The following is an 11172-nucleotide window of genomic DNA, read 5'->3' as shown; positions in this document are numbered from 1 at the left end:
CAGCCCTCGCGGACGCCTGCGCAGGGCGGGGAACCGGTACCGTGGTGCCCTCTATGGACGGACCGCACACGCGCACCGCGCAGCAGCCCGACGCCGCCGGCACGAGCGGCTCCGGCCCCGTCCCCGCAGCCGTCCCGGAGCCTCGCAACCCGCTCGTCGGGCGGTCCATGAACCCCGTCGACGCCGAGCCGCTGGACGACCTCCCCGTGCTGCCGGCGCGGCTCGAGGCGCCCGTGCTCCCGCCCGTCGCCGGGCCCCTGGCGCCCCCGCCGGTCCTGGACCCCGCGCACGCCCCGGACCCCGCGCGGGTGCTGGTCCCCGGCGCTGTGCCCGTGCCCTTCCTGTCCGTCTCCCCGCCGACGGCTCCGCCGCCGACGACCTCGCCGCCGACGGCCCCGCGGCCCACGGCCGCCCCGGGCTCCCCGTCTCCCCGCACGACCGCGCCCCGGGAGGGCGCGCCTCCTGAGGGGACGTCAGCCGCGGGGGTGCCCGCTCGTGCCGACGGCACGGCTCCGCTCTCGCGCCGCGCGCTGCGTGCGCTGCGGCAGCAGGCGGAGCAGGAGGCCGCGCAGGAGGCCGAGCGCACCGCGGCCCAGGAGGGTGCGGTCGCCGCTCTCGCGCCGACGGCCGACGCCGGCCTGACCTCGTGGTCCGAGCGTGCCCCGCGGGACGCGGCGGCGCCTGCACCGGACGCGGCCGCGCCGGAGGCCGCCGTGCCTGCACCGGAGGCATCCGCCGCCCCTGTGGTCGACGTCCGTCCCCGGCCCGCGTCTGAGCCCCAGGCCGAGGCGGTCCCGGAGCCTGAGGTGGAGCCGGTCCCGGAGCCTGAGGTGGAGCCGGTCCCGGAGCCCGAGGTGGAGCCGACTCCGGAGCCTGAGCCGGCCCCGGACCCCGAGCCAGCTCCCGAGGTGGAGCCGGTGGCCGAGCCCGCACCTGAGGTGGAGACGGGGCCCGAGACGGAGCCCGAGCCTGAACCCGCGCCCGCGCCTGAACCCGCGCCTGCGCCGGAGTCGACTCCAGAGCCCGCGTCGCCCGCCGAGCCCGAGGCCGAACCGGTCGCGCAGGTCGCGCCGGCGACGGAGGCGGCCCCGGAGGTCGACGAGACCTCCGCGCCGGCCGCGCCCACGCCGGACCGGCCCGTGCCGGCGGCGGAGGCCTCGCCGAGCCGGCGGGCCCGCCGCCGTGCGCAGGAGCCGCGGCCGGTCGAGGTGGACGTGCTCGTCGTCGGCGCCGGGCAGGCCGGCCTGTCCGCGGGGCACCACCTGCGGCGCACCGGCCTCGTCCCCGTCGGCAGCGCCGGGTGGGAGAAGGCCAGCGGCACGTTCGTGGTGCTGGACGACAACGCGGCACCCGGCGGGGCGTGGCAGCACCGGTGGGACGGCCTGACGATGGCCGACGCGCACCACGTGCACGAGCTCCCGGGCCTGCCGCTCGTCGTCCCGGACCCGGCGGAGCCGGCCAACCGTGCGGTCCCGTACTACTTCGCGCAGTACGAGGAGGCGTTCGGCCTCAACGTCCAGCGTCCCGTGCGCGTGGTGCGGGTCGAGGCGGGCCCGGACGACCGGCTGCTGGTGACGACGCGGCACGTCGAGCACCCGCAGGAGTCGGTCGTGTGGGCGGCGCGGGGCCTGGTCAACGCGTCGGGCACGTGGCAGCGCCCGTTCTGGCCGGCGTACCCGGGCCGCAGCACCTTCACCGGGCGTCAGCTGCACGCCCGCGACTACACCGGTGCCGACGACCTCGCGGACGGGCACGTCGTGGTCGTCGGCGGCGGGACGTCCGCGGTGCAGATGCTCCTGGACCTGGCGCGGGTCACCACGACCACGTGGGTGACGCGACGCCCGCCGCTGTGGGTCGCGGGCGGTGACGAGCGCCGGCTCGCGCCCGAGGCCGGCATCGCCGCGGTCGCGCGGGTCGACGGCCGCACCCGTGCCGGGCTGCCGCCCGGCTCGGTGGTCGGCGCGACGGGTCTGCCGCTGTCCCCGGTCAACCGCGCGGGCATCGAGTCGGGGGTGCTGCGCGCACGTCCCGTCTTCTCGCGCATCACCCCGACGGGCGTCGTGTGGGACGCGACGGGCGGGACCCTGCCCGACGGGTGGGTGGACGGGCCCGACGAGGTCGAGGCGCGCACGATCCTGTGGGCGACGGGCTACCGGGCGGCGCTCGACCACCTCGCACCGCTGGCCCTGCGGGGCCCCGGCGGCGGCATCGTGATGGACGGCACCCGGGTGGTGGCGGACCCGCGCCTGCAGCTGGTCGGCTACGGACCCAGCGCCTCGACCGTGGGGGCGAACCGGGCCGGCCGGGAGGCGGTCGTCAACCTGCGGCGCACGCTCGACTGGTGACGTGCGACCGGCCCCCGCCCCGTGAGGGACGAGGGCCGGTCGACGCCGCTGCCGGTCAGGTCAGCTGCAGGTGACCGGGACGGTGCCCGTCGGTGCGGTGCCCGAGCCGATGAAGCCGTACGCGGTGCTGGACCCGGCGGCGAGCGTGCCGTTCCACGCCGCGTTCGTCACGGTGACGGCGCTGCCGGTGCCGGCGAACGTGCCGCTCCAGCCCTGCGTCACGCTCGCGCCGCCGGGCAGCGTGAACGTCGTGCGCCACGCCTGCGTGGCCGTGGCGCCCGCGGTGACGGTCACCTCGCCCTGGAAACCGCCGGGCCAGGAGCCGACCACCCGCAGGGCCGCCGTGCAGCCGCCGGGGTTCGGCGTGGGCGTCGGCGTCACGGTGGGCGTGGGCGTGGGCGTGGGCGTGGGCGTGGGGGTCGGGGTGGGCGTGACCGTCGGCGTCGGGGTGGGCGTCGGGGTCACGGTCGGCGTCGGCGTGGGCGTCGGCGTGCTGCCGCCGAAGTACGTCGCCGTCTGCGCGGTCGCCTTGATCCCGTTCGGGCCGTCGAAGATCCGCACGCCCCACGGCGTCTTCTGCGCCGGGTTGAAGGACGTCACCATGTCGAGGTACTCGACACCGCCGCCGTTGCCCGACCACGACCAGCCGTAGTAGCCGATGCCGCGCTCTTGCGCCTCGGCCATGATCGTGTCCTCGTCGGGGTTGCCGTCGGAGTGGTCGAACCCGAACTCGCCGATGACCAGCGGCAGACCGTTCGCCTCGAACGCGTCGAGGTACGACGTGATCGTCGACGCCTGCGCGTACACGCCGTACATGTGGATCGAGAACAGCGTGTTGTCGTCGGGGTCGGCCGCGGCGACCGTCGGCGCCTGGGTGCGCATGATGCCGCCCCAGTCCTGGCCCCACATGGGCGCGTCGACCACGATGTTGTGGTCCAGGCCCGCGGCGCGGATCGTCTGGATCGCCGCGGAGGTGTCCGCCGCCCACTGCGACGACACGGCCTGGTTGTTGCCGTAGGGCTCGTTGCCGATGTTGATCTGCACGAAGTCCTCGGTGCCCTCCAGCACCGGCTTCAGCGAGACCCAGTACTGCGCGGCCTGCGCGAGCGTGGCGGCGCCGGACTGCTCGCCGTACCCGGTGGTGTCGTGCACCTCGAGCATGCAGACCAGCTCGTTGGCCTCGCACAGGTCGATCACGCCGGCGACGTCGGACGCGCTGTTCTGCGTCCAGCGCGTGCCGTTCGACAGCACGACGCGCACGGCGTTCGCCCCGGCGGCACGGATCGCGGGCAGCGCCGTCGGCGTCTGCGACACGTACCAGGTGTGCGCGTGGCTGACGCCGCGCGCGACGAACGGCGTGCCGTCCTGCTCGACGAGCCGGGTGCCGGAGATGTGCAGGCCGACCGGGTCGGCGGCCGACGCCGACGTGGCGAGCGCGGTGACACCGGTCAGCGTGACCAGCGCCGCGGCACCGGCCGCGACGGCGCGCGTGGGCAGACTCTTCATGGACGTCCTCGTTCCGCGAGAGAGGTGGGGGAGCACCCGCCCGCCGGGTCCGCCGGCCGGTCGGCGGGCGGGTGCGTGGCCAGACAACCAGCGCCCGCCCGCCCGCGGCACGGGCCTAAACGCTTCGCACGTCCAGCCCGCGCCGCCCCGGGCGGTCGACCGCCCGGGGCGCCCGCCCGGTCGGCTGCTCAGTCCGCCGACGGTGCGGGCCGCTGCAGGCCCTGCGCGATGAGGTCCATCACCGACGCGTCCGCCAGCGTCGTCGCGTCGCCGACGGTGCGGTGCTCGGCGACGTCGCGCAGCAGGCGGCGCATGATCTTGCCCGAGCGCGTCTTCGGCAGCTCCGGCACCACGAGCACCTGCCGGGGCTTGGCGATCGGCCCGATCTCCTTGGCGACGTGGTCGCGCAGCGTCTGCTGCACCGCGTCCGGGTCGGTGCCGAGCACCTCGAGCGCGTCCTGCCGCAGGATCACGAACGCGACGACCGCCTGGCCCGTGGTGTCGTCGGACGCGCCGACGACCGCGGCCTCGGCGACCCACGTGTGCGAGACCAGCGCCGACTCGATCTCCGTGGTCGACAGCCGGTGCCCGGAGACGTTCATGACGTCGTCGACCCGGCCGAGCAGCCACACGTCGCCGTCGGCGTCCTTCTTCGCGCCGTCGCCGGCGAAGTACAGCCCGCGGAACCGCGACCAGTACGTGTCCGCGTACCGCTGGGGGTCGCCCCAGATGCCGCGCAGCATCGACGGCCACGGCTCGGTGACCACGAGGTACCCGCCCGAGCCGTTCGGCACCGGCTGCGCGGTGTCGTCGACGACGTCGGCGGCGATCCCCGGCAGCGGCACCTGCGCCGACCCGGGCTTGGCGGTCGTGACGCCCGGCAGGGGGCTGATCATGATGGCGCCGGTCTCGGTCTGCCACCACGTGTCCACCACGGGGGTGCGGTCGCCGCCGATGACGCGCCGGTACCAGGTCCACGCCTCGGGGTTGATGGGCTCGCCCACCGACCCCAGCACCCGCAGGCTCGACAGGTCGTGCGCGGCGGGGATCGCGTCGCCCCACTTCATGCACGTGCGGATCGCCGTGGGCGCCGTGTAGAGGATCGTCACGCCGTACTTCGCGACGATCTCCCACCAGCGGCCCTTGTGGGGGGTGTCGGGCGTGCCCTCGTACACCACCTGGGTCGCGCCGTTGACCAGGGGGCCGTAGACGACGTACGTGTGCCCGGTGATCCATCCGACGTCGGCGGTGCACCAGTACACGTCCGTCTCGGGCTTGAGGTCGAACACGTTGAGGTGCGTCCACGCCGCCTGGGTGAGGTACCCGCCGGTGGTGTGGAAGATCCCCTTGGGCTTCCCGGTGGTGCCCGACGTGTAGAGGATGAACAGCGGGTGCTCGGCGTCGACCTCGACGGGCTCGTGCTGCGCCGACGCGGCCTCGACCGCGTCGTGCCACCAGACGTCGCGTCCCTGCGTCCACTCCACGGGCTGCCCGGTGCGCCGCACCACGAGCACGTGCGCGACGCTCGGGGCGCCCTTGGCGAGGGCCTCGTCGACGGCCGGCTTGAGCGCGCTCGGCGCACCGCGGCGGAACCCGCCGTCGGCCGTCACCACGACCTTGGCCTCGGCGTCGAGGATCCGCGAGCTCAGCGCCTCGGCCGAGAACCCGCCGAACACGACCGAGTGCGCGGCACCCAGGCGGGCGCACGCCAGCATCGTGACGATCGCCTCGGGGATCATCGGCAGGTAGACCGCGACCCGGTCGCCCGTGCGCACGCCCAGCGCGGCCAGCGCGTTCGCGGCCTTCGACGTCTCGCGCTGCAGGTCCGCGTAGGTCAGCGTGCGGGTGTCGCCGCCCTCGCCCTCGAAGTGGATCGCGACCCGGTCGCCCCGGCCCGCCTCGACGTGCCGGTCCACCGCGTTGTACGTCGCGTTGAGCCGGCCGTCGGCGAACCACCGGAAGAACGGGGCGTCCGAGGTGTCGAGGGTCTGCGTGAAGGGCGTCGACCAGCTCAGCAGCTCGCGCGCCTGGTCGGCCCAGAACCCCGGCCGGTCCGCGGCGGCCCACGCGTACAGGTCCGCGTGGGCGTTGGCCTGCGCGGCGAAGTCCGCGTCGGGCGGGAACCGGCGGTCCTCGGTGCTGAGGTTCTCGAGCCCGCCGTGGTCGGCGCGCCCGCCGTCGGCAGGCAGGGCCTCGGCGGGCGGGACGGGGGCGGGCGTCGGGGACGGCTCGGTCACGGTGCTTCTCCTCCGCAGCGGCATCGGTGCAAGGACGGGGCCCGGCGAGGGGCCCGCCACCAGGACATTAGTCCCGCCGGTGCGCCGGCGCGCCCCCCACCCGGATCCGGTCCGGGCCGGTCGGGGTCAGGCGGGCGAGGCGGCACCCGGCTCCGGGTGCGGGCCGGCAGGTGCGGACGGGTGCGGCACGGAGTGCGCGCCCGCGTGCCGGTTGCGCTCGCGGAAGACCCCCAGGTGCACGCCCCGGCGGCGGGCGAGCGCCGTCACGAGACCCGCGACGAGCAGCAGGGCGCCCGCCACGAGCAGCGTGCCCGACGTGCCGGCCACGACGACGTGCGTCACCGTCACGGTCCAGGCGTCCGACGTCACGATCTCGAGCGCCTGCGCGCGCGCGACGCCGGGCGCGTACAGCGCGAACGCCCCGGTGACGGTGAGCACCGTCCCCGCCGTGAGGGGGACCGCCGCGGTCCACAGCCCGAGCGCCAGGAGCGTGCACAGCAGCACGAGGCCGATCGAGACCAGCACGATGCCGAGCACGTCGAGCGACGCGTCCCAGGTGCCGGCCTGCACGACGAGGATGCGGGACTGGCCCAGGAGCGTCAGCCCGATCGCGAACGGGGTGATCAGCAGCGCGACGAGGACGCCGCCCACGTGCGCGCCCCAGGTGGGTGTCCGGGGGGCGTTGGGATCGGGGAAGAGCTCGTCCGCGGGGTCCTCGACCGGGGACGCGACGGTGCGCGGCACGGCCGCCGTCGCACCGGTCGCCGGGCGGGGCTCGGCGGGCGGCGCCACGGGCGGTGACGCGGCAGACGGGGGAGCCGGTGCCGGTGAGGGCGCCGGTGCGGGAGCAGGTGCCGGCGCGGCGACCACGGGCACAGGACCCGTGCCGGGCACGAGCGCCGGGCCGGTGTGCGCGTCGGCGGGGACGTCCTCCGGCGGTGCCGGCGCCGGGCGGGCGACCGCGTGGCGCCCGGTGTCGACGGCCGGCTCGGCAGCCGGCTCGACGTCCGGTGCCGGGTGTGGCGTGGGTGGCTCGGCGGCGTCGGGCGTCGTGGTGCGGGGGCCCTGCGGGTCGGAGGTGCTCACGGCGTGCTCCTGCGGTCGCGCGGCGGCGTCCGCCGGACGCCTCGTCCGACCACGCTAGTGCGGCAGGCCTGCTCCTGCCGGTCGGCGCCCCGGCGCGGCGGCCATCGGCTCCGGTGCTGCCTCCACGGGCACGGGCGCCGGTCGCGCGCCGTAGGCGTACGCCGCCCCGACGAGCACGGCCCCACCGAGCGTGTTGCCCACCCCGACCGCCAGCACGTTCCGCGCGAACTCCCCGACCGTCGCCCCCGGGACGCCCGTGAGCAGGCCGAACCAGAACGTCGTCATGTTCGCCACGACGTGCTCGAACCCGGACGTGATGAAGACCAGCACGCACGCGAACACCACGAGGATCCGCGCGACCTCGCCGCGCAGCCGCGCCCAGCACCACACGGCCAGGCAGACCATGAGGTTGCACAGCACGCCCCGGACCACCAGCTGCAGCGTCGTCGCCTCGGCCTTGTGCTCGATCATCCGGGCGATGTTCTGCCCCGCGGCGGTCTCGGGCGCCAGCACCCCCGACCCGGCCAGCAGCGCCGCGAAGACGAGGGCGCCGAGCAGGTTGCCGCCCAGGCAGGCCAGCAGCACCGCACCCGCGCGGCCCCAGCCGACGCGCCCGGCGATCGCGCCCTGCGTGAGGATCATCATGGCGCTGGTCGCGAGCTCACCGCCCGCGACGAGCACGATCGTCAGCGCGATGCCGAACACCGCACCCTGCACGAGCGGCGCCCACGGGCTGCCCGCCACGACCAGCGGACCGCCTGCGGTCACCATGATGAGCACGCCGATGCCGATGTAGGCGCCGGCGAGCATGGTGCGCACCAGGAACAGGCCCGGCGTGCGGACCAGCTCGACCTTGTGGACGGCACCGTCGACGTGGGTGGCGACGGCCTCGGGGATGCTCAGCACCCGACCAGGGTCCCGCGAGCCGCGCCCCCGGACATGGGACGAAAGGGCACCGCGGGGGTGAGGTCAGCGGCGACGCACGGCCGCGATCTCCCCGGTCGGGGGGCGGCGCTCGCGGGCGGCGTCCTCGGCCTCGGCGGCGTGCCGCACGGCGGCGGCCACGACCGTCGTGACCTCCGGGTTGAACACGCTGGGCACGATGTACGTCGGGTTCAGCTCCTCGGGGCGCACGACGGACGCCAGGGCCTCGGCGGCGGCCAGCAGCATGGGCTCGGTGATGGTGTGCGACTGGGCGTCGAGCAGCCCGCGGAACACCCCGGGGAACGCGAGGACGTTGTTGATCTGGTTCGCGAAGTCCGAGCGGCCGGTGCCGACGACCGCGGCGTAGCGGGCGGCCTCGTCGGGGTCGACCTCCGGCCGCGGGTTGGCCAGGGCGAAGACGATCGCGTCGGACGCCATGCGCGACACGTCGTGCGCGGTGATGACGTCGGGCGCGGACAGCCCCACGAACACGTCGGCGCCGACGACCGCGTCGTGGATCGTGCCGGTGACCCCGCGGGGGTTGGTGTGCTCGGCGGTCCACCGCAGCGACGGGGTCAGGCCGGGCCGGCCGACGTGCACGACGCCGTCGATGTCGGCGACCACGACGTCGCGAACCCCGGCGGCGAGCAGCAGCTTGAGCACCGCGGTGCCGGCCGCGCCCGCGCCGGACATGACGACGCGCACGTCGCCGATCTGCTTGCCCACCACGGTCAGCGCGTTGCGCAGGGCGGCGACCACGACGATCGCGGTGCCGTGCTGGTCGTCGTGGAAGACGGGGATGTCGAGGCGCTCGCGCAGGCGGCGCTCGACCTCGAAGCAGCGGGGGGCGGAGATGTCCTCGAGGTTGATGCCCGCGAACGCCGGCGCGATCGCGCACACCGTCTCGACGATCTGGTCCACGTCGGTGGTGTCGAGGCAGATCGGGAACGCGTCGATGTCGGCGAACCGCTTGAACAGCACGGCCTTGCCCTCCATCACGGGCAGCGCGGCCAGCGGGCCGATGTCGCCGAGGCCTAGCACGGCCGTCCCGTCGGTGACCACGGCGATCGTGTTCCGCTTGATGGTGAGGCGGCGCGCGTCCTCCGGGTGCTCGGCGATGGCCTGGCACACGCGCGCGACGCCCGGGGTGTACGCCATCGACAGGTCGTCGCGGGTGCGCAGCGGCACCTTCGACTCCACGGACAGCTTGCCGCCCAGGTGCAGCAGGAACGTGCGGTCGGAGACGCGCTTGACGACGACCCCGTCGAGGTTCTCCAGCGCGGCGACGACGTCCTGGGCGTGGTCGACGTCGCGCGTCGCGCACGTGACGTCCACGGTCATCGCCTCGTGGAACGACGCCGTGACGTCGAGCGCCGTGACGATGCCGCCGGCCTTCTCGATCGCGGTGGTCAGGTCGGACACGGCGGTGGGCCGGGCCTTGACCTCCAGCCGGGCGGTGATGGACGACGACACGGAGGGCGCGGAGACCATGACGACATCATGGACCTTCGGCCCTGGCGCCGCGCCGTGTCCGGGCGGCGGGCTGCGGCGGGCGGGGCAGCGGCGGTCCGCGACCGGCGGTCCGCGCGTACGATCGCGCCGTGCCGACCCCTGACCACGTCCTGGCCCTGCGCGCGCACGTCGGGCACGCGCTGCTCTGGCTGCCCGGGGTGACGGCGGTGGTGCTCCGGGAGGTCGCCGGCCGCACGCAGGTGCTGCTCGTGCGTCGCACCGACAACGGCGCGTGGACACCCGTGACGGGCATCGTCGACCCGGGGGAGGACCCGGCGCGGGCCGGTGCGCGCGAGGTGCTCGAGGAGGCGGACGTCGTGGCGGTGCCCGAGCGGCTGGCCCGCGTGCACGCCCTGCCGCCGATGCGGTACGACAACGGCGACGAGGCCCAGTACCTCGACCACACGTACCGGTTCGCGTGGGTGCAGGGCGAGCCGCGCCCGGCCGACGGGGAGAACACCGCCGCGGCCTGGTTCGACCTCGACGCGCTCCCGCCGATGAGCGAGGAGATGCTGGCCCGCGTCCGGGTGGCGCTGCCCGCCCGCGGCGAGGCCGTGTTCGACGCGTGAGCGGGGACCCGCTGCAGGACCTCGTCGGCCTGCCGGGCGTCGCCGACGCCGTCGAGGCCGCGCGCGCCTCCTGCGAGGAGCTGCGCTGGCACGAGGCGTTCCGGCGCCGGTGGCGCGAGGTGCGGGCCGAGTCCGGCCTGCACGCGGCGCGCGCGTCGGCGCAGCTCGACGGTGCGCGCGTCCCGCTGGACGTGCTGCGGTCGTGGGCGACAGGTACCGCGGCCGGCCCGGGGGCCGGAGGTCGCGGCGCCGACCCCGCCGACGCGCTCGCGCTGGGCGCACTGCGGGCGCAGGCCGTGGTCGAGCGGGCGCTGCCGGACCTCGGCGGGCGTGCGCCGGCGTCGTCTGTCGCGCTGCCGCAGCTGCTGGCGCGCCTGCACACCGCCGCCGCGGCGGACCTGCTGCCGGCCGCGGCGGTCGGGCGCCCGCGCGACGGCGACGCGCAGGACCTGCGGGGCCTGGGGGCGGCGCCGTCGCCCGAGCAGGCGGCGGCGCGCACGGGCGCCCTCGTCGAGGTGGTCGCCGCGTCGACCGCCCCGGCCCTGGTGGTCGCGGCCGTGGTGCACGCCGAGCTGCTGGTGGTCCGGCCGTTCGCGGCGGGCAACGGGGTGGTGGCGCGGGCCGCGGCGCGCTGGCTGCTCACGGTGCGCGGCCTCGACCCGACGGGCACCGTGCTCGCCGAGCCGGTGTGGGCGGACGTCCCGGCGGCGTACCTGGCCGGCGCGGCCCGGTTCGCGACCGGCACGCCCGAGGGGGTGGCCGCGTGGCTCGTCGGGTACGCCGAGGCGGTGCGCTCCGGGGCGGCGCGTGCCCGCGTCGTCGCCGACGCCGTCCTGGCGGGCCGGCTGCCGGTGACCTGACGTCCACGGCGGCTGCTGCACGGCGGGGCTGCACGGCCCGGGCACGACGACGGCGCCCCGTCGTCGGGACGCCGTAGCCGACCACCGGCCGGAGAGTGATCATGCGTGCACTGTTCGCGGTCGCGACGGGACG

Annotated in this window: 8 protein-coding genes; 3 read left to right on the top strand and 5 right to left on the bottom strand. The window is 76.2% G+C overall.

The features are described 5' to 3' along the window. The first annotated feature begins 53 nt into the window (after nucleotides 1-53). Nucleotides 54-2345 (top strand): NAD(P)-binding domain-containing protein, encoded by a 2292-nt coding sequence (locus BKA21_RS19905; RefSeq protein WP_306458062.1) that lies wholly within the window; start codon nucleotides 54-56, stop codon nucleotides 2343-2345. Between the two features lie 60 nt (nucleotides 2346-2405). Here the strand turns inward: BKA21_RS19905 and BKA21_RS06200 are convergent, their stop codons facing one another. The 5 genes from BKA21_RS06200 to BKA21_RS06180 form a co-directional block, all read right to left on the bottom strand. Beyond that, complete coding sequence (locus tag BKA21_RS06200; RefSeq protein ID WP_140457450.1) at nucleotides 2406-3851, bottom strand: cellulase family glycosylhydrolase; 1446 nt, start codon at nucleotides 3849-3851, stop codon at nucleotides 2406-2408. A 188-nt stretch (nucleotides 3852-4039) separates the two neighbouring features. Beyond that, nucleotides 4040-6112 carry an acetate--CoA ligase gene (gene acs, locus BKA21_RS06195; RefSeq protein WP_140457449.1) on the bottom strand — a complete coding sequence of 691 codons (2073 nt, stop codon included), beginning with the start codon at nucleotides 6110-6112 and terminating at the stop codon, nucleotides 4040-4042. A gap of 102 nt (nucleotides 6113-6214) precedes the next feature. Continuing rightward, complete coding sequence (locus BKA21_RS06190) at nucleotides 6215-7174, bottom strand: hypothetical protein (RefSeq protein ID WP_140457448.1); 960 nt, start codon at nucleotides 7172-7174, stop codon at nucleotides 6215-6217. A 54-nt stretch (nucleotides 7175-7228) separates the two neighbouring features. Further along, nucleotides 7229-8080 carry a formate/nitrite transporter family protein gene (locus tag BKA21_RS06185; protein WP_140457447.1) on the bottom strand — a complete coding sequence of 284 codons (852 nt, stop codon included), beginning with the start codon at nucleotides 8078-8080 and terminating at the stop codon, nucleotides 7229-7231. A gap of 63 nt (nucleotides 8081-8143) precedes the next feature. Next, nucleotides 8144-9589: an NAD-dependent malic enzyme gene (locus tag BKA21_RS06180; protein ID WP_140457446.1), complete on the bottom strand. Its 1446-nt coding sequence runs from the start codon at nucleotides 9587-9589 to the stop codon at nucleotides 8144-8146. A gap of 110 nt (nucleotides 9590-9699) precedes the next feature. On the opposite strand from BKA21_RS06180, the gene BKA21_RS06175 reads away from it, so the two are divergent. Together BKA21_RS06175 and BKA21_RS06170 are read left to right on the top strand one after the other, a co-directional pair. After that, the gene (locus BKA21_RS06175; protein WP_140457445.1) at nucleotides 9700-10179 is read left to right on the top strand and encodes an NUDIX hydrolase; all 480 of its coding nucleotides are present in this window, start codon (nucleotides 9700-9702) and stop codon (nucleotides 10177-10179) included. Next, nucleotides 10176-11039, top strand: a complete 864-nt coding sequence (locus BKA21_RS06170) for a Fic family protein (protein ID WP_140457444.1) — start codon at nucleotides 10176-10178, stop codon at nucleotides 11037-11039. The genes BKA21_RS06175 and BKA21_RS06170 overlap by 4 nt, the downstream gene beginning before the upstream one ends. Nucleotides 11040-11172 lie beyond the last annotated feature (133 nt).

Origin of the sequence: Cellulomonas oligotrophica (assembly GCF_013409875.1) — a bacterium.
Classification (GTDB): domain Bacteria; phylum Actinomycetota; class Actinomycetes; order Actinomycetales; family Cellulomonadaceae; genus Cellulomonas; species Cellulomonas oligotrophica.
The sequence above is the reverse complement of the archived record's forward strand: the minus strand, read 5'-3'. Positions and strand labels throughout refer to the sequence as shown.

Excerpts from the sequence above, each read along its gene's own strand:
- BKA21_RS19905 (WP_306458062.1), top strand. The coding sequence starts at position 54 with ATGGACGGACCGCACACGCGCACCGCGCAGCAGCCCGACGCCGCCGGC.
- BKA21_RS06200 (WP_140457450.1), bottom strand. The coding sequence starts at position 3,851 with ATGAAGAGTCTGCCCACGCGCGCCGTCGCGGCCGGTGCCGCGGCGCTG.
- acs (WP_140457449.1), bottom strand. The coding sequence starts at position 6,112 with ATGCCGCTGCGGAGGAGAAGCACCGTGACCGAGCCGTCCCCGACGCCC.
- BKA21_RS06180 (WP_140457446.1), bottom strand. The coding sequence starts at position 9,589 with ATGGTCTCCGCGCCCTCCGTGTCGTCGTCCATCACCGCCCGGCTGGAG.